The following is a 17,204-nucleotide window of genomic DNA, read 5'->3' as shown; positions in this document are numbered from 1 at the left end:
CAGCATATTGCATAGGGCGATTTTCTATAACATTAACCATTTTTTTCCCGTAGGCACTTACAGTCTCAACCCAAACGGGTTTTCAGAGTTCGGATATTTCAGGCAATGAGCAGCGATGATAAGCGTCATAAAGAGGAGAGCGGGAAACCCCTTCTCTCATTCTCCGACGCGCCCGCTGGCTTGAGCCGGACACCGACCTCCCCGACATCTGCCCAGACACAAACCCAGACGCCCCCATGGACTCCACCCGCTTCGAAAGAAGAGCGCGAGGAATTCGGTCGCACGCACGATCTCAGCCCGGAACGGCTGACCGAGGAAGAACTTGCGGCCTTGCAGGAGCGTCTTGCGGCCATAGAAACCGAACTTGACCGTAAGCTCGTCGCGCGCGAGCGGCGCAGGCAGGAACTGGTTGAGGACCAGCCCTCGCCTCAGCCGATCCCCGAAGAGACACTGTTGGCACCGGAAACACCTGTTTCCGCAGATCACGCGGCTAGAACGCCGGATAAGGATCGCGCCGATGACAATAGCTGGCGCCCGCTGATCGACCCCTATGCGGCAATTGACGTGATCAAGGGATCGCGCAAGCTTCTGCTCGTCACGACCGTTCTCGGCGGCATCGCCGGTGTGCTGATCGCGCTTTCCGTGCCAACCATGTATGTCGCGACGACCGATGTGCTGGTCGATCCGCGCAATATCAAAACCGTTGGTACCGAACTGACCCCCGGCCAGTTGCCGACTGACGCTTCGCTGGCCGTGGCAGAAAGTCAGGCGCGCATTGTCGGTTCCAGCAGCGTGCTTTTGAAAGTGATCGACCAGACCAAGCTCACGCAAGATCCCGAATTCAACGGAACGCTGGTGCCAACTGGCGTGGCCGGTTTCTTCGCGCAGATCCGCGACATGCTGTCAGCCAGGAAGACGAGCGACGGGCAGGCGCTGGAAACGCGGGTGCTCTATAATCTCTACAAGGCGATGAAGATCGACCGCGATGCCAAGACCTTCATCTATTCGATTTCGGTCAAGACCCGCGATCCGCAAAAATCGGCTTCCCTGGCCAATACGATCAGCACGGTGTTTCAGAACGAGCTTGTCTCGATGCAATCCGATGCGACCCGTCGTACATCGGAAGAACTGTCCACCCGGCTTGCCAGCCTGCGCGCAAGCGTCGAGCAGGCGGAAACAGCAGCGGCAGATTTCCGCGCCGCGCATGACCTCGTGGATGTCGACGGCAAGCTCATCAGCGACAGCGATCTTGGCCGTCTCAACGAACAGCTTTCCAACCAGCGCGCAGAGACGATGCGGTTGCAGGCGCGTATCGAGGTGATGAACAGCGCCACGTCGGACAATGTGGTTGCCGGTACATTGCCGGAAGAATTCCGGTCCAACACACTGACCGCCTTGCGGGCGCAATATGCGCAGGCAAGACAGGCGGCAAACGGCATGTCTTCACAGCTTGGGCCGCGCCATCCGCAATTGATCCAGGCGCAATCGCAGGCAGGTGCTATCCTCGGCGATATCGACGCAGAGCTGCGCCGCATCCGTTCCTCGCTTCAGGTCGAGGTTCAGCGATCAGTTCAGCAGGAAAAGGAATTGTCGGCTCGTCTGGCGCAGCTGAAAGCGCAACAGGCCAATAATAATGGCGATCTGGTCAAGCTGCGCGAACTGGAACGCGAAGCGGCGGCCCGCCGCTCCGTCTATGAAGCATTCCTCCTGCGCTCGCGTGAAACCGGCGAACAGGAAGGCCTCAACACGGTCAATATCCGTGTGCTTTCGGAAGCTCGCCCACCGCTCGATCCTTCGGGCACATCGCGCAAGCTGATCGTGATTGCAGGATTGATCGCCGGTTTGCTGGCGGGGCTGGCCATTACAGCCGTCCGCAACTTCGGACGGCTGCTGCGCCTTTCAAAATAGTTCGGGCAAGATGGTCTTAGGCAGTGCGCGCAATCTCGGCGCGCGGCACCTTGCGACCGCTTGCGCGCAGAACGCCGTGGGCGCCGTCGAGGTGACCCGGCTTCAGTTCGAGCGCCAGAAAACGCCGTCTTTCATAAGGGCCGGGCATAGCCAGTTCGCCGGTCTTCGCCGCCGTGAAGCCGAAACGTTCGTAATATTCCGGATCTCCGACCAGCAGGATCGCGCCGTGGCCAAGCATCGCTGCCTGCGCAATCGCATGACGCATCAGGGCCGAACCGATACCGGTACCGGCAGCCGACGGGTCGACGGCCAGGGGGCCAAGCAGCAGCGCGGCAACCGGAAAGCCGAAGGCATCAATGCCAGCCTGAACATTCCACAGACGAACGGTGCCGGAGAGAGCGCCATCAGCACTCTCGGCAGCAAAGGCCAGCCCTGCGGCGGGCAAACGACCGCGACGCAACTTTTCCGAAGACTTTCTGCGACGGCCTTCGCCCATGGCGCGGTCGAGCAGCGCTTCACGCGCCAGCACGTGCTCCACCGTCTCGCCTGCTATTGCAAAAGCAGGCGCAGCAACGGGGGCAAAGCCCTGCACGAAGCCAGCGGCGTCATTGTCCTGAAAATCGAGAATTGCATTCATCACATCTATCCCCGCAAAGCGGCAGCAGCACACCCCGTCCAGTGCCTTGCGGCACCGGACAGATTGAGAGGATCATTCAGGTCTCTGACGGTATGATCTTATCCGAAAACCGGTTCCCACTTTTCGGGATCATACCGAACCTGAAAGATCAGATGACGTAGGATCGGAGCGGTTCGAAGCCGTTAAACGCCACCGCCGAATAGGTGGTGGTGTAAGCGCCCGTGCCTTCGATGAGTATTTCGTCACCGATGGTCAGCGAGACCGGCAGCGGATACGGCGTCTTTTCGTAAAGAACATCCGCACTGTCGCAGGTCGGGCCAGCCAGCACGCAAGGCTCGGTTTCACTGCCGTCATGCGGGGTCACGATCTGATAGCGGATCGCCTCGTCCATGGTTTCGGCGAGACCGCCGAACTTGCCAATGTCGAGATAGACCCAGCGCACATTGTCGTTGTCCGCCTTGCGGGAGACCAGAACCACTTCGGTCTTGATCACGCCTGCATTGCCGACCATGCCGCGGCCCGGTTCAATGATAGTTTCCGGAATGCGGTTGCCGAAATGCTTGGACAGCGCGTCGAAGATCGCCATGCCATAGGCCTGAGCGGTCGGCACGTCCTTGAGGTAACGGGTGGGGAAACCACCGCCCATATTGACCATGCGCAGCACGATGCCTTCATCGGCAAGGGTGCGGAACACCGATGCCGCATCGCCAAGCGCGCGGTCCCAGGCCGAAAGGTCCGTCTGTTGCGAGCCGACATGGAACGATACGCCATAAGAATCGAGGCCGAACACCTTGGCATGGCGCAGCACGTCCACGGCCATTGCAGGCACGCAGCCGAACTTGCGCGACAGCGGCCATTCGGCGCCTTCACCGTCGGTCAGAACGCGGCAGAAGACGCGGCTGCCAGGAGCGGCGCGCGCGACCTTCTCGACTTCTTCCACGGAGTCGACTGCATAGAGACGGATGCCCAGCTCGAAAGCGCGCGCAATATCGCGCTCCTTCTTGATGGTGTTGCCGTAGGAAATACGGTTCGGCGTTGCACCGGCTTCCAGCGCCATTTCAATTTCGGCAACCGAAGCGGTGTCAAAGCAAGAACCAAGCGAAGCGAGCAGGCGCAGGATTTCTGGCGCAGGATTGGCCTTCACCGCATAGAAAATGCGGGAATAGGGCAATGCCTTCTCAAAGCTGTGATAGTTCTCGCGAACCACATCGGTATCGACGACGAGGCACGGACCGTCCGGGCGACGGGTGTTGAGGAAATCAATGATGCGCTGTGTAGCCATAGTCGTTCTCCTGCGGCGACCCTAACCGGGCCGTTTTTGGTGCACAATCGCGAAAAGTTGCTGCCTTTTCTGCAAACTGCACATAAAAACAAATACTTAGAGGACCATCCCTAGCTTACGGGAATGGAAATTCTCTAAGAGACAAAGGTGCATGAGACCCTCGCCGCGAAGTCAGCCTTTGGAGGCGCTGATATCACACGAAAGAACATGCGGCGATGGAACAACGCTAAACCCGCGTTACTCCGCTTTGTCTGCCTTGGATTGGAATTGGAGAACCGCATCCGCACTACCGGCAATGAAGGTGTGCCTCTTCAGTAATTTCGGCTTTTGGACAGCCGAAAGACACTAGAAAGGCCCGCACCGTCGTTGCTTCAAGATGTCCTCGATCTGGCGGTTGGCCAACAGATCGACTGGAGCGGTTAGGTCCAGGTACCGTACCGAATTCCTCACCATTCGAGGATCGGCGGACACCCACAGGCACGTGCGACTTTGGGCAAGGGCGATATAAGCGCAAAGCCGTGACCATTCAATGACAAATCTTTGTCGAAACGAATTTATTTTTCCGCTGTTTCAGCGGGTCTGTGTGCTTGCCATTGTTCAGCAATAGTGAAACATTCCACCGGAAATTTTCACTTTCTATTCAGCATAATGGCAGATTTCTGCACCAAGCGGTGAACAATGACCACCTTCGATCCCTTCAATGCGATCATCGCGAAGCCCGAAAATCCCCTTCCCCACGCGGAAAATGGTCCACTTTTCGGCGAACGGCTGGCGGTCAAGGACATCTATGATCTGGCTGGAATGGTCACCGGATGCGGCAATCCGCAGATTCTGGCCGAATCAGTACCCGCTGAAAAATCCGCGCCTGTGGTCCAAAAGCTCATGGCTGCTGGCGCTGAAGTCATCGGCAAGGCCCAGACGGATGAGCTTGCCTTTTCGCTGATGGGACAGAATTCGCATTACCCTCACCCGATCAATCCTGCCGCGCCGGATCGCGTAACCGGCGGATCGTCATCCGGTTCGGCGGCAGCGGTCGCTGGCGGGATCGCCGACATTGCGCTCGGCTCCGATACGGGCGGCTCCATCCGCGCCCCTGCAAGCTTCTGCGGCCTTGTCGGCCTGCGCACCACCCATGGCCGCATCCCGCTTGAAAGCATCATGCCCCTTGCACCGTCGCTTGATACAATCGGCTGGTTTGCACGCGACATCGCGCTTTACGAAAAAGTGGGCGCGGTCCTGCTGGGTGAAGACAGCCTGTCGTTTCAGCTGAACCAATTGCTGTATATGCCGGTTCTGGAGCAACTGCTGCTTGGACAGGACGAAACCGATGCCTATCGCGTCATGTTCGGGGCGATCCGCCCGCATTTCTCCGGCCTGAAGGCGGCCAGCCAGCCGACCTTGTCTATCGACGAGCTTTATCTCACCTTCCGGCAGATACAGGGCGCCGAAGCATGGGCCACCCACGGCGAATGGATATCGTCCGGCGAGCGTCAGCTTGGACCCGGCGTTGCCGACCGCTTCGTTTTTGGATCGCAGATCACGCCCGAGATACTGGCGCAACAGCGGACACGGCGAGCGCGTTTCACGCAGGAGCTTGAGGCGATCATCGGCGATCATGCCGTGCTTGCACTCCCCACCGTTCCGGGCGCCGCGCCACTGGCCAACCTGCCGTTCGAAGCGTTGCAGGCCTATCGTGAACAGGCCTTGCGCCTGCTCTGTCTTTCGGTGCTCTCAGGCCTGCCACAGATCAACTTGCCGCTCGGCCGCGTTGACGGCGCGCCATTCGGCATCTCTCTCATCGGACCACGTGGCAGCGATCGGGCGCTGATCGCGCTTGGCAAAACCATTCTTGAAACGCGGGGCTAGAACAGATGGACACGCTGACACGTATGCGCGCCTTTATCGACGTGGTCGAGGCGGAAGGATTTTCCGCCGCAGCGCGAAAAATCGGGCGCTCCAAGGCCCTGCTGTCCAAATATGTGCGCGAACTGGAAGACGAGCTGGGCGCGCGCCTTCTCAACCGCACCACGCGCCAGTTCTCACTGACCGAGGCGGGCCACACCTATTATCATCGCGCTGTGGAAATCATCCGCGAGATTGATGCCCTTCAGGATGCTGTCAGCGAAACCAGCTCCGATGCGCGCGGGCGGATAAAACTGTCTGCCCCACGCACCTTTGCCGATGCGGTGATTGGCCAGTCGCTGATCGACTTCTGCCTTGCCCATCCTGAAATCGTGCTCGATGTTCGGCTGGACGACCGTTTCGTCGATCTGGTCGAAGAAGGTTTTGACCTCGCCATCCGCATCACGCGTCTGCAGGACTCTTCGCTGATTGCCAAGAGGCTTTCGCCTTTTCATTCCATTCTGTGCGGCGCACCGGAATTGATTGCCCGCGTCGGCAAGCCGGAACGCCCGGAAGACCTGACCGACAGGCCCTGCATCATCGACACCAATGCCCGCTCGCGCAACAACTGGCACTTCCGCAATACGGACGGCTCGATGATGACTGTGCCGGTCAATGGCCCCATCGAGGTCAACAGCCCAGTCGCCACCAAAAATGCGGCGCTGGCGGGCCTCGGTTTCAGTATGCTGCCCGTCTTCATCGCCGAAGAGGAAATCGAGCGCGGCAGGCTGGTCGCGTGTCTGGACGAATTCATCGTCAAGGATGGCGGCATCTATGCTGTCTATCCACATCGCCGCTATCTGCCAGCGAAAATTCGCGCGCTTGTGGATTTTCTGACCCAGTGGTTCAAGGACCGCGAGCAGAACACGTCCACAAAGCCCCAGACTTCATAAAACTATCGTCGTTTTTGGGCTAAGCGTCCCACTTTCGCCGTCTTCGGCTTTGAGCATTAGATAACTCTCACGGAAAGACTATATGCAGGCTTCGTCATCACGGTTCAAAGGCCGGCTCGCCCGGACCATCGCAGCTGCACTTACTGCTGCTGGCCTTGTGCCGACGGTTGCGCTTGCCCACCCGCATGTCTTTGCCGAAGCGCGTCTGGAACTGACCCTTGCGCCGGACGGAACAGTTCAGCAACTCGCCCATGTCTGGCGCTTCGACGATGTGTTCTCGTCGACCGTACTGATGGAATTCGACAAGAATGGCGATCTCAAGCTCGACCATAAAGAGCTGATCGATCTCGGCCATGTCATCAATGAGTCCATTGCGGAGTTCAAATATTTCCAGAGCGTTCTGGAAGACGGCAAGGATGTCGCAATGGCAAGGCCCAACGATCTCGCCGCCGACTTTACCGACAATCGCCTGCTGATCGTCTTCACCAGCAAGCCCGCCAAGCCGCTCAAGGTGCAACCCGGCCACAAGGTCAGTTTCGGCGTCTATGACCCGACCTTCTACACCGCCATCGACTATGTGAGCGACAAGGATCTGGTCGTCAAAGGAATGCCCAAGGGCTGTAAATCGACCGTGGTGCGACCCGATCCCGATCAGGCCATCGCGCAAAATCAGGCAACGCTGACCGAGGCTTTCTTCAACGATCCGGCGGGCACCGACATGTCGAAGATTTTTGCCACACGTCTTGAAATCGAGTGCGCAGCGAAAGGATAGACCAGCAGATGAAGAGAACGGCGACGCTCATACTCACCTCTTGCCTGATTGTCATTGCTGCGCAAGCGCTTGCGCAATCATCTCTTGGCATCGGTGCGAATGAAGTGGCCATGACGCCGACCGGACCGTTTGCGCATATCATTCTCTGGATGAACGAGCAGCAGCGCTCGTTCTATCTCGCCATGACCACCGCGCTGAAAGCCATGCGCGAAGACCCGTGGCAGGCTTCCATTCTGATCGGTCTTTCCTTCATCTACGGCATCTTCCATGCGGCTGGTCCGGGGCACGGCAAAGCGGTGATCTCCTCCTATATGATCGCCAATGAAACGGCGCTGCGGCGCGGCATTTTCCTGTCCTTCATCTCATCGCTGCTACAGGCCATAATGGCGATTGTCGTGGTTGGCCTTGCATGGCTGGTGCTGCGCGGCACCGGCATTTCGATGAACCAGACCGCCCGCTATATGGAAATTACCAGCTTCGCGCTGGTGCTGTTCTTCGGCCTGTGGCTTCTGGCCCGCAAACTGCCGCTTCTTTTCCGCAAGCCCAGAGGCAACGTATCCGGGGCAAGCCCGGCCGCAGCCCTTTTTGCAGGCACGCCGCAACCGGCTATGGCAAGCGGTCCTGCCTGGCAAGGCAGCATTTCGCAAACGACGCGCGCGGCGGCAGGCGGCAGCACGGTCAAACTCAACTACAAGCCCGCTGCGGCAGCGGCAGTTGCAACAGACCATGTCTTCATTGGTGAAAGCGATGTTTGCGCTGCCTGCGGCAATGCCCATATCGCCGATCCATCGACACTTGGCGACGAATTCAACTGGACGACGGCGTGGTCCGCCATTTTCTCGGTCGGCCTTCGTCCATGTTCCGGCGCGCTGATCGTGCTGACCTTTGCGCTGCTCAACGGCTTGCTGATGGGTGGATTGCTGTCTGTCTTCGCCATGGCCTTCGGGACTTTTCTCACCGTGGCGGTGCTCGCCACACTAGCCGTCACGGCCAAGAATGTTGCGCTGCGCTTCGCAGGCAGCAACGCCATGTCGGGCCGGTTGAAGGCGGTCGTTGAAGTCTGCGCCGCCCTCTTTATCGCGCTCACGGGCGCGCTTTTGCTGAGCGCATCGCTGGTTGGATAAAAAGCACTGCTTCGCCACCATGGACGAAAGAGCCGAAAGCAGCTCCAAAACTAAATTCGGGAAGCCTGCATTTTCCGTTTTAACCACGGAAAAAATCCTCACTGAATTTGGAAAATCGTACCATATGGCGACTTACTGTAAAATAATATTCTAATATTTCAATGAGATCGGCGCTCCGAAATACCCATCAAATGAACCGTTTCGATGGCTCATAATTTCAAGAGGACATCCCTCAACATTAATTCATTTCAACGTGTACGCCTCGTTTTTCCATAATCCGAAAACCAATCAACACAGAAAGGATTTTTGGTTATGAAAATGAACGGGCAGCGCATTTTCTCTGCAGTCATCGCTCTGGGAATGCTCGGCGCAGCATCAGGTGTTTCCTACGCGCAAACGGCGGCATCCGAAGCAACAGCGCCAGCTGGCACCTACAAGCTTGATCCGACACATGCGGCCCTGCTGTGGTCCCTGAAGCATAACCAGATTTCCAACTATACGGCCCGCTTCAACAAGTTCGACGCAACATTGAAGCTCGACCCGGCCAAGATCGAAAACTCTTCGATCGAAGTGACCATCGACCCCACCTCCGTCGCCACCGCCTATCCGGCAGATTACAAGGCCACGCATGCCGATTCCGGCTTTGCAACCTGGGACGAAGATGTCAGCCGCTCGCCGAACTTCCTGAACAGTGACGCCCATCCGACAATCACATTCAAGTCGACCAAGGTCACGTCGACCGGCGACACGACAGCCGACATTGTTGGCGACCTGACACTTCTGGGCGTGACCAAGCCCGTCACGCTGAAAGCCACGCTTATTGGCGCAATCGACAGCCATCCTTATGCTGGCGTGCCGGCGCTCGGCTTCGCTGCAGAAGGCACCTTCAACCGCACCGAATTCGGTCAGGCGCTCGGCCCCGTCGGTCCGGATATCACCATCCGCTTCGACGGCGAGTTCATTCAGGAAGCAAGCTAAGTCCAGGCTTGATTGACTAAATCGAATGCCCCACCGGCTGCGTCTCCTCCCAAGCCGCGCCGGTGGGTTCCGCCATTTGAATCACGAAATCTTTGTCCGATACCGCATTGGCGGCATTCGGCCTCGACCCCGTCAGGATGACAATGAACACTCATCCCCAAGCCCCCAACCTATCGTCGCCCTCAACATCCAATAGCCACGGACAGGGCAAGGCCAAACGCTACAGCACAGTGGCCATATTGCTGCATTGGGCCATAGCCATTCTCGTCATCTCCATGATCCCGATGGGCTGGTGGATGGTCAGGGCTATCAACAATCCCGACACACAGCAGCTCGCCTATCAGCTGTTCCAGCTCCACAAGTCCATCGGTTTCGCCATTCTGGCCTTGACCCTGCTTCGCGTGATCTGGCGTCTGACCCATCCGGTTCCGGCACTACCATCCGACATGAAGGGCTGGGAACGCATGCTGGCGCGCGCGACCCACATTGCCTTTTATGCCCTCCTGCTGGCCATTCCGCTGACCGGTTGGACCTATGTCTCAACTGGCTGGGCTATCAGCACGGATCGCCCGCTGATGGTGGCGACATCGTGGTTCGGCCTGTTCGATGTTCCGGCTATTCCGGCCATGGACGGTATGCGCGACGTTGCCTTCGGGGCCATGGGCGCCCATGCCTATATGGCCTATGGGGGTGCCGCTCTTATTGTCCTGCACATTGCCGCCGCACTGAAGCACCAGCTGATCGACCGCGACGGTGTACTGGCCCAGATGCTGCCCTTCCTGCGCAGCAAAGACCATGGCGACGCGGTGCTCCCGGGCAGAGCCATGTTGCCGCGCGGTCTCGGCATTGCTTTTGTCGTCATGATCGGGCTTGCAGGCTACGCCATGCATCTGCCAACCACGCCTCTGCCTTCTGAACCTGTTGTGGCACAAGCGGAGCCGGTTGAAGCGGCGCCACAAACACCTGCATCCCCCGCACCAGCCACCGCAACAACAGGCGAGGCCAATGCCACCGCATGGACCATTGACCCGGCCGCGTCTGCCATCCGCTTTACCGGCACCCATGCGGGCAAGAATTTTGCCGGACAGTTCAGCCAGTGGAGCGGCGATATTCGTTTCGATCCCGACAATCTCGCCGGTTCGAAAGCCGTCATCACGGTCAACACCGGCTCGGCGACGACCGGCGACTCCACGCAGGAAAGTTCGCTCAAGAACGGCGAATGGTTCAATGCCCGTCGCTTCCCCGATGCGCATTTCGAGACCAAGAGCTTCCGGTCTCTTGGCGGCGAGCGCTATGAAGCCGACGCTATCCTGACGATCAAGAACAAGGCCGTACCGGTCGTCCTACCCTTCACCTACAAGCCCGAAGGCGACATGGCAGCGGTGGAAGGCAGCATCGAGCTTGATCGCGCAGCGCTTAATCTCGGCATGTTCTCCGACCCGGCTGCCGAATGGGTATCCAAGACGATTGCCGTCACGATCAATGTCACGGCAGCAAAGAGCTGATGCCCAAAACAAAAATCCCGGCACATGTGCCGGGATTTATCTGCCTGTCTGTTCAAGCTGTCTATGCTGGCTGGAACTGTTCGGGAGCCGCTGCCGCAAAGGCCGGCAACTCTGCGCAGGCCTTAGCCACTGCTGCAATACGCGGAAGATGCTGCCACTCGACGCCCCAGCGGCTTGCATTGTAAAGCTGGGGAACCAGCACGCAATCGGCCAAGCCCGGCGTATCGCCATGGCAGAAGCGACCTTCGAAACCCGGATGATCAAGCAGCTTTTCAAACGCTTCCAGACCACCGCGGATATTGTCGCTGTTCCACGTCGCGCGAGCTTCCTTGCCCGCCAACGCCTCCACCTGTGCCAAAACCCGAAGGTTGGAAACCGGATGGATTTCGCAGGCGATTGCTTCAGCCAGCGCGCGGACATGCGCCCTTCCCGCTGCATCGCGCGGGAGCAAGGCGGGGTCGGGCCGCGTCTCGTCCAGATATTCGATAATCGCCAGCGACTGGACCAGCACCAGCCCGTCGATTTTGAGAACGGGCACAAGCCCCTGCGGTTGCAGCGCCAGATGCTCGAGCGATAACTGCGCACCCGCAGTCAGATCCACCGGCACATGCTCATAGGCGATCCCCTTCAGGGCCAACGCAAGACGCACGCGATAGGCCGAGGAGGAGCGCCAGTAATCATATAAAGTCACCGTCATGGCTGCGCCGGGAGAATCTGGCCGATACAGGGCCCAAAGCCGATGCGATAGCCATCGCCTCTGGCTTCCGCAAAAAGGCCAACCTCGTCGCCATCCTCAATGAAGGTGCGGCTCGCGCCATTCACCGTGACCGGGTTCTTGCCGTTCTGCGTCATTTCCAGAAGAGCGCCGGTCTGATCGAGGCTCGGACCGGAAATCGTGCCGGAACCAAGCAGATCCCCCACCCGCATAGGGCAACCGGTTTCGGTATGATGCGCAAGCTGCTGTGCGCTCGAATAATACATGACATTGTAGTTCGTCTCAGCCATCTGCTGACCGTTCATGGTCCAGCCGATAGCGAGATCGTAGAAGCCCGGACGGTCTTCATGCAGATAGGGCAGAAGCGGATTGACGCGCTCTGCGCCCACGCTGCGGAACGGCTCAAGCGCAGCCTGCGTCACGACCCACGCGCCGATTGTCGTTCCCAGAGCCTTCGACTGGAAAGGCCCTAGCGGCTGGTACTCCCAGGCCTGAATGTCGCGGGCCGACCAGTCATTGAGCAGAACATAGCCGAAGATCATATTCTCCGCCTGTTCGACGCTGATGCGTTCGCCCATAGCACTGTCGATGCCAACGATAGCGCCCAGCTCCAGCTCCAGATCAAGCTTTTTGCAGGGGTCCCACACCGGTCCCTGTTCAGCTTTGGTTTGACCCATCGGGCGACGGATCGGTGTGCCGGTCACCACAACCGAAGAGGCGCGCCCATTATAGCCGATCGGCATATGGGTCCATTGCGGCGGCAGCGCATTTTCGGGTCCGCGAAACAGCACGCCCACATTGAAGGCATGGTTTTTCGATGCATAAAAATCGGTGAACTCCGTCACACGAATGGGCAAGTGCATCTGCGCATCGGCCATCGGCACGAGAGGCAGGCTTGTATCGCCGCCTTCACGCAACAGCTCCGTCAGCGTTGCGCGCACCTCGTCCCATTTGGCGCGGCCCAATGCCATGAAACCATTGAGCTGCGCTTCAGCAAAAGTGCCGTCAGCTTCGATGAGGCCCGCCGCTTCGCATTTATCAAGATCGAGTATCATATCGCCGATGGCGACGCCGCAACGCGGTGCGTTCCCGCCTACCGAAAACACACCATAGGGCAGATTGTTCAGGGGAAAGGGGCAATCCGCATGATTGGCGCTCTCTACCCAGGACCGGATCAAAGCCAATGTCCATCTCCTCGTTTCAGATCATATTCTTGGAGTACCGGCGCATAAAGCGCACAGCATCCGGTTGATTGACATCACTTCAAACCGGGCGTGCCGTCGAACTTCTTTTCGAGATGGTCCCACACTTCGATATATTCCTGCTGCATGGGGGCCTCGCGCGCGGCAAATTCAGTCAGATGCTGCGGGAAGCGGGTCTCGAACATGAAGCTCATCGTATTGTCGAGCTTTTCCGGGCGCAGTTCCGCATTCGACGCGCCTTCAAATGCGTCGCGGTCAGGACCATGCGGCAACATGCAATTGTGCAGGCTGATGCCACCCGGCGCAAAGCCCTGCGGCTTGGCATCATAGACACCGTAAATATTGCCCATCAGCTCGGACATGATGTTCTTGTGATACCATGGTGGACGGAAGGAATGTTCCGCCACCAGCCAGCGTTCGCGGAACAGCACAAAGTCGATATTGGCTGTTCCCTCCTGACCTGACGGCGCGGTCAGCACCGTGAAAATTGACGGATCGGGATGGTCGAACAGAATGGCGCCAACCGGCGAATAAGTGCGCAGATCATATTTATAGGCACAGTAATTGCCATGCCACGCCACAATATCGAGCGGCGAATGGTCAATCCAGCTCTCGTGGAACTGGCCGCACCATTTGATGACAACACGCGAGCGCGCCTGTTTATCTTCATAAGCCGCAACGGGGGATTTGAAATCGCGTGGATTGGCAAGGCAGTTCGCGCCGATAGGACCACGACCCGGCATATCGAATTTCTGGCCGTAATTCTCGCAGACGAAACCGCGGCACGGTCCCTCAAGCACCTCGACGCGATAGACAAGACCGCGCGGGATAATGGCAATCTCCTTGGGCTCAAGATCGATGATGCCAAGCTCGGTACAGAAGCGCAGGCGGCCCTCCTGCGGCACGACCAGCAATTCGCTGTCGGCGGAGTAAAAATACTCGTCCTGCATCGAGCGCGTGATCAGATAGACATGGCTTGCCATGCCGATCTGGATATTCACATCGCCCGCCGTGGTCATGGTGCGCATGCCGGTGATCCAAGTCAGATCCTCATCCGGCCCCGGCAGCGGAATCGGGTCCCAGCGATACTGGCCGAGACTGGTGATATTGCGCCGCTGTGGATCGCCGACCGGCAGATTGGGCGCGGTCTTCCAGTAGGGCACATCGATCAGCTGAAACCGGCCCGTATGATGAACGGACGGGCGAATACGATAACACCAGGTCCGCTCATTCTGCCCGCGCGGCGCGGTGAAAGCAGTGCCTGACAGTTGCTCTGCATAAAGCCCGTAATTACATTTCTGCGGTGAATTCTGACCTTGCGGCAAAGCGCCCGGCAGCGCCTCGGTTTCAAAGTCATTGCCGAAACCAGGCATATAGCCCTCGACCGTTCCAGTCGTTACCGATGCGCGGACCATGCCCTGCGGGATCGTGTGAGTGGTCATGATTATTCCTCCCGGCAAATTCGTTGCTCTAACAACGATATTAACGTTGCGAATGCAACGAAGTCAATGCTTCTTGCGTGACACATCTTTTTCCGTTGTATTTGCAATGAAACTCTGCTCCTTTCCTGCAAAAAGGAGACGTGCATGGCATTCGAACTCGATAGTTTCCTGCCCTACCGGCTCAGTGTTGTGGCCGCGCGGATCAGCGAGCGATTTGCAAAACGCTACGCCGCTGAAGCGGGGCTGACCATCCCTGAATGGCGCGTGCTGGCGCATCTCTATCGAAGCGGCGAAGTCAGCATCCGGGACATCAATACCCGGGTCAATCTCGACAAGTCGATTGTCAGCCGGGCCGCAACCCGTCTGGAAGGTGCTGGCCTGCTGCGTAAATCCGACAACAATGTCGACCGTCGATTGATTGTACTCGCACTCACCCCGAAGGGGGAAGAACTGATGCACCGTCTCGGCAAGATTGCCGACGAGTTTCAGGCGGAGATATTGAAAGATCTGGGCCCGGACGCCAAACATTTTCTCGAGGGGCTGACCCGCCTTTCCAGCGCCCACCCTTCGCGATAATTGCGAACCTCACTCGGCTTCGGTCACCTGTTTGACGGCCTTGTGCAGAGCAGCAATGCCCGTTTCCAGAGCCAGCCGGTCCTGCTCGGACATCGCACTCAAGATGGCATTGGCCTTGGCATCGACTTCGCCAAAGGCCTTTTGGAACAGGGCTTGTCCGACATCAGTGACCGCATAATGCCGCAAACGCCGGTCTTCTTCGGATATGGTCCGGATAATCAGGCCTTTCTCTTCCAGACGGCTGGCCGCACGGCTGACCTGCACCTTGTCGAGGGATGTTCGCTGGGCAAGCCGCACGGAATCGATGGAACCCGCCTCCGCAAGCAGAAACAGCAGGCGCCATTCCTCACGCATCAACCCATATTCGTGACCATAGACTGCAACGAGCTGCCGCGAGAACGCTTCCGCGACAATCGCGAGCCTATAAGGAAAAAACGTCTCCATGCGCATTGCATGCCCCTCACAAAGTCTTTTCATTTCAATCATTTTCCCGGAATGGACGAACAATTTCAAAGGCTTTTTCAAGAGCGAGATCTAATCGGAGCGAAACGCGGTCTGATGAGATTGCGCCTCAATGAAAACTACCCGTACACCACTGTTATCCTGTCCGTTCGAACAGCCTTTTGAATTGATCCTCGCACCTCCTGCAGATTGTAATCCCCAGAATCTGATGGCCATTATTTCATTGCATATGTAACGTTGCTATTGCAATGAACTTGACTTCGTTGCAAATGATACGATTATAGGGAGCCGGTAGCGAGGAACCGGTATTTCAAATGCTGGGCAGCGGAGGAGCAGCCATGAACACATCAGCACCGGCGGGCACAATGGATGCCGCGCAGACGCAAAAATCATCGATACGGCTTCTTTTCGCGGCCAGCACTGGCACGATTATCGAGTGGTATGACTTCGCGGTTTTCGCTTTTTGCGCCGCACTTGTTTTCAACACCGCGTTTTTTCCGGTGGTTGATCCGATCACCGGCCTGATTGCAGCCCTGTCTACGCAGGCTGTCGGCTTTATCGCCCGTCCCGCCGGAGGCTGGTTCTTCGGTGTTCTGGGTGACAGGATCGGGCGCAAGCAGGCGCTCGTTATCAGTCTCTTCATGATGGGCGGTGCGACTGTTGCCATGGGTTTACTCCCCACCTATCAGCAGATTGGCGTGTTCGCTCCGCTTCTGCTTCTCCTGATGCGCCTGCTGCAAGGTTTTGCCATCGGCGGCGAATCCACTGGCGCGCTAGTGCTGATCGCCGAAAGCCTTCCGGCAAAGCAGCGCGGTCTCTGGACCGGCTTTCCCATGATCGGCGGACCGGCTGGCAATGTACTTGCGACCGCCGTTATCGGTTTGGTCATCGGTCATTTCGGATCGGACGCTTTTGTGGAATGGGCCTGGCGTATTCCCTTTATCGCCTCCATCCTGCTGATCGGTCTCGGTCTTTGGGTCCGGCGCAAGGTCGAGGAATCCCCTGCTTTCATCCATCTGCAGGAACAGAAGACCGAAGCCGTCAAAGCACCCTTGCGCGAAGCGATTACGACCCAGGGCGCCAACATGCTGCGCGTCCTGTTCGTCAAGGCTGGCGAAAGCGCGCTCTTCTATCTCTTCTCCACATTCTTCGTCGTGCTGGCGACCGTGTTCCTCAAGGTGCCACGTGAAGCTGCCCTTGGCGCACTGTTCGTCGGTTCCATTGCCGAAGTCGCAGTCATACTCGCGGCAGGCGCCACCGCAGACCGTATCGGACGCAAGGCCGTTACGCTGGTGGGTCTCGTGGGCGGTATCGGCGCAGGCTTCTGGCTCTTCAGCCTGCCGCCCGGCGCAGACACCGCGACGCTCACCTGGGCAACCGTGCTGACACTCTCGTTCCACGGCATTATCGTGGGTGGCATGTCGGCCTATTTCACCGAACTCTTCCCGGCACGCGTTCGCTACACGGCGATGTCGACGTCCTATTCGGTTGCGACCGTGCTGGGTGGAGCGCTTGCTCCGATCATCGGTACGTGGCTGCTCGAAATTTTCGGTACGCCCTTCGCGGTCGCGATCTACGCCACATTGATGGCAATCCCGGCGATCTATGTGATGATCACCACGCCGGAAACCAAAGGCAGGGATCTGGTGAATTAAAGCGCTTCGGATTCTGTAAAGAGCCGCATCAGTGATGATGCCAAATGGAAAAAGAGAAGCCAAGCCTCACCGCTTTGCTTTACATCCATGGTCAGGAATAGAGGCGCGCCCAACCAACCGGTCTTGACGACCAAAACTGTCCGTGCATAAT

At 58.1% G+C, this 17,204-nt stretch carries 15 protein-coding genes; 9 read left to right on the top strand and 6 right to left on the bottom strand.

Features of this window, described 5'->3' with window-relative positions:
• The first annotated feature begins 105 nt into the window (after window positions 1-105).
• The gene (locus FHW03_RS03905) at window positions 106-1,908 is read left to right on the top strand and encodes a GumC family protein (RefSeq protein ID WP_182519460.1); all 1,803 of its coding nucleotides are present in this window, start codon (window positions 106-108) and stop codon (window positions 1,906-1,908) included.
• Window positions 1,909-1,924: 16 nt separating this feature from the next.
• Here the strand turns inward: FHW03_RS03905 and FHW03_RS03900 are convergent, their stop codons facing one another.
• The gene (locus FHW03_RS03900) at window positions 1,925-2,545 is read right to left on the bottom strand and encodes a GNAT family N-acetyltransferase (RefSeq protein ID WP_182519459.1); all 621 of its coding nucleotides are present in this window, start codon (window positions 2,543-2,545) and stop codon (window positions 1,925-1,927) included.
• 148 nt (window positions 2,546-2,693) lie between these two features.
• Window positions 2,694-3,827 (bottom strand): ornithine/lysine decarboxylase, encoded by a 1,134-nt coding sequence (gene odc2, locus FHW03_RS03895; RefSeq protein ID WP_182519458.1) that lies wholly within the window; start codon window positions 3,825-3,827, stop codon window positions 2,694-2,696.
• Between the two features lie 678 nt (window positions 3,828-4,505).
• On the opposite strand from odc2, the gene FHW03_RS03890 reads away from it, so the two are divergent.
• The 6 genes from FHW03_RS03890 to FHW03_RS03865 all read left to right on the top strand — a co-directional run bounded on the left by FHW03_RS03890 (window position 4,506) and on the right by FHW03_RS03865 (window position 11,001).
• On the top strand, window positions 4,506-5,693 hold the full coding sequence (locus FHW03_RS03890) for an amidase (RefSeq protein ID WP_182519457.1): 1,188 nt from the start codon (window positions 4,506-4,508) through the stop codon (window positions 5,691-5,693).
• A 5-nt stretch (window positions 5,694-5,698) separates the two neighbouring features.
• Window positions 5,699-6,622, top strand: coding sequence for a LysR family transcriptional regulator (locus FHW03_RS03885; protein ID WP_182519456.1), 924 nt, complete (start codon window positions 5,699-5,701; stop codon window positions 6,620-6,622).
• An 82-nt stretch (window positions 6,623-6,704) separates the two neighbouring features.
• Window positions 6,705-7,394, top strand: coding sequence for a DUF1007 family protein (locus FHW03_RS03880; RefSeq protein ID WP_182519455.1), 690 nt, complete (start codon window positions 6,705-6,707; stop codon window positions 7,392-7,394).
• 8 nt (window positions 7,395-7,402) lie between these two features.
• Window positions 7,403-8,518, top strand: coding sequence for a nickel/cobalt transporter (locus FHW03_RS03875; protein WP_182519454.1), 1,116 nt, complete (start codon window positions 7,403-7,405; stop codon window positions 8,516-8,518).
• A gap of 312 nt (window positions 8,519-8,830) precedes the next feature.
• Window positions 8,831-9,496 carry a YceI family protein gene (locus FHW03_RS03870; RefSeq protein WP_182519453.1) on the top strand — a complete coding sequence of 222 codons (666 nt, stop codon included), beginning with the start codon at window positions 8,831-8,833 and terminating at the stop codon, window positions 9,494-9,496.
• A 143-nt stretch (window positions 9,497-9,639) separates the two neighbouring features.
• The gene (locus FHW03_RS03865; RefSeq protein WP_182519452.1) at window positions 9,640-11,001 is read left to right on the top strand and encodes a YceI family protein; all 1,362 of its coding nucleotides are present in this window, start codon (window positions 9,640-9,642) and stop codon (window positions 10,999-11,001) included.
• Between the two features lie 61 nt (window positions 11,002-11,062).
• Here the strand turns inward: FHW03_RS03865 and maiA are convergent, their stop codons facing one another.
• From maiA to hmgA, 3 genes are all read right to left on the bottom strand, one after another.
• Complete coding sequence (maiA, locus tag FHW03_RS03860; RefSeq protein WP_182519451.1) at window positions 11,063-11,698, bottom strand: maleylacetoacetate isomerase; 636 nt, start codon at window positions 11,696-11,698, stop codon at window positions 11,063-11,065.
• Complete coding sequence (fahA, locus tag FHW03_RS03855) at window positions 11,695-12,900, bottom strand: fumarylacetoacetase (RefSeq protein ID WP_182519450.1); 1,206 nt, start codon at window positions 12,898-12,900, stop codon at window positions 11,695-11,697. Before fahA ends, maiA begins: the two co-directional genes overlap by 4 nt.
• 74 nt (window positions 12,901-12,974) lie before the next feature.
• Window positions 12,975-14,360 (bottom strand): homogentisate 1,2-dioxygenase, encoded by a 1,386-nt coding sequence (gene hmgA / locus FHW03_RS03850; RefSeq protein ID WP_182519449.1) that lies wholly within the window; start codon window positions 14,358-14,360, stop codon window positions 12,975-12,977.
• A gap of 144 nt (window positions 14,361-14,504) precedes the next feature.
• Between hmgA and FHW03_RS03845 the strand changes: the two genes are divergently transcribed.
• Window positions 14,505-14,936, top strand: coding sequence for a MarR family winged helix-turn-helix transcriptional regulator (locus FHW03_RS03845; RefSeq protein WP_182519448.1), 432 nt, complete (start codon window positions 14,505-14,507; stop codon window positions 14,934-14,936).
• A gap of 9 nt (window positions 14,937-14,945) precedes the next feature.
• Here the strand turns inward: FHW03_RS03845 and FHW03_RS03840 are convergent, their stop codons facing one another.
• Window positions 14,946-15,380, bottom strand: a complete 435-nt coding sequence (locus FHW03_RS03840; protein ID WP_377514074.1) for a MarR family winged helix-turn-helix transcriptional regulator — start codon at window positions 15,378-15,380, stop codon at window positions 14,946-14,948.
• 356 nt (window positions 15,381-15,736) lie between these two features.
• Here FHW03_RS03840 and FHW03_RS03835 point away from each other — a divergent pair, with 356 nt between their 5' ends.
• The gene (locus tag FHW03_RS03835; RefSeq protein ID WP_377514072.1) at window positions 15,737-17,053 is read left to right on the top strand and encodes an MFS transporter; all 1,317 of its coding nucleotides are present in this window, start codon (window positions 15,737-15,739) and stop codon (window positions 17,051-17,053) included.
• The last annotated feature ends 151 nt before the right edge of the window (window positions 17,054-17,204 follow it).

Origin of the sequence: Ochrobactrum sp. RH2CCR150, from assembly GCA_014138095.1 — a bacterium.
Taxonomy (GTDB): domain Bacteria; phylum Pseudomonadota; class Alphaproteobacteria; order Rhizobiales; family Rhizobiaceae; genus Brucella; species Brucella gambitense.
The sequence above is the reverse complement of the archived record's forward strand: the minus strand, read 5'-3'. Positions and strand labels throughout refer to the sequence as shown.

What these genes read in the sequence shown, in the direction of transcription:
- FHW03_RS03900 (WP_182519459.1), bottom strand. Translation starts at nt 2,545, where the DNA reads ATGAATGCAATTCTCGATTTTCAGGACAATGACGCCGCTGGCTTCGTG.
- FHW03_RS03905 (WP_182519460.1), top strand. Translation starts at nt 106, where the DNA reads ATGAGCAGCGATGATAAGCGTCATAAAGAGGAGAGCGGGAAACCCCTT.
- hmgA (WP_182519449.1), bottom strand. Translation starts at nt 14,360, where the DNA reads ATGACCACTCACACGATCCCGCAGGGCATGGTCCGCGCATCGGTAACG.
- FHW03_RS03865 (WP_182519452.1), top strand. Translation starts at nt 9,640, where the DNA reads ATGAACACTCATCCCCAAGCCCCCAACCTATCGTCGCCCTCAACATCC.
- FHW03_RS03835 (WP_377514072.1), top strand. Translation starts at nt 15,737, where the DNA reads ATGAACACATCAGCACCGGCGGGCACAATGGATGCCGCGCAGACGCAA.
- FHW03_RS03885 (WP_182519456.1), top strand. Translation starts at nt 5,699, where the DNA reads ATGGACACGCTGACACGTATGCGCGCCTTTATCGACGTGGTCGAGGCG.
- FHW03_RS03870 (WP_182519453.1), top strand. Translation starts at nt 8,831, where the DNA reads ATGAAAATGAACGGGCAGCGCATTTTCTCTGCAGTCATCGCTCTGGGA.
- maiA (WP_182519451.1), bottom strand. Translation starts at nt 11,698, where the DNA reads ATGACGGTGACTTTATATGATTACTGGCGCTCCTCCTCGGCCTATCGC.
- FHW03_RS03840 (WP_377514074.1), bottom strand. Translation starts at nt 15,380, where the DNA reads ATGGAGACGTTTTTTCCTTATAGGCTCGCGATTGTCGCGGAAGCGTTC.
- odc2 (WP_182519458.1), bottom strand. Translation starts at nt 3,827, where the DNA reads ATGGCTACACAGCGCATCATTGATTTCCTCAACACCCGTCGCCCGGAC.
- FHW03_RS03890 (WP_182519457.1), top strand. Translation starts at nt 4,506, where the DNA reads ATGACCACCTTCGATCCCTTCAATGCGATCATCGCGAAGCCCGAAAAT.
- FHW03_RS03880 (WP_182519455.1), top strand. Translation starts at nt 6,705, where the DNA reads ATGCAGGCTTCGTCATCACGGTTCAAAGGCCGGCTCGCCCGGACCATC.
- FHW03_RS03875 (WP_182519454.1), top strand. Translation starts at nt 7,403, where the DNA reads ATGAAGAGAACGGCGACGCTCATACTCACCTCTTGCCTGATTGTCATT.
- FHW03_RS03845 (WP_182519448.1), top strand. Translation starts at nt 14,505, where the DNA reads ATGGCATTCGAACTCGATAGTTTCCTGCCCTACCGGCTCAGTGTTGTG.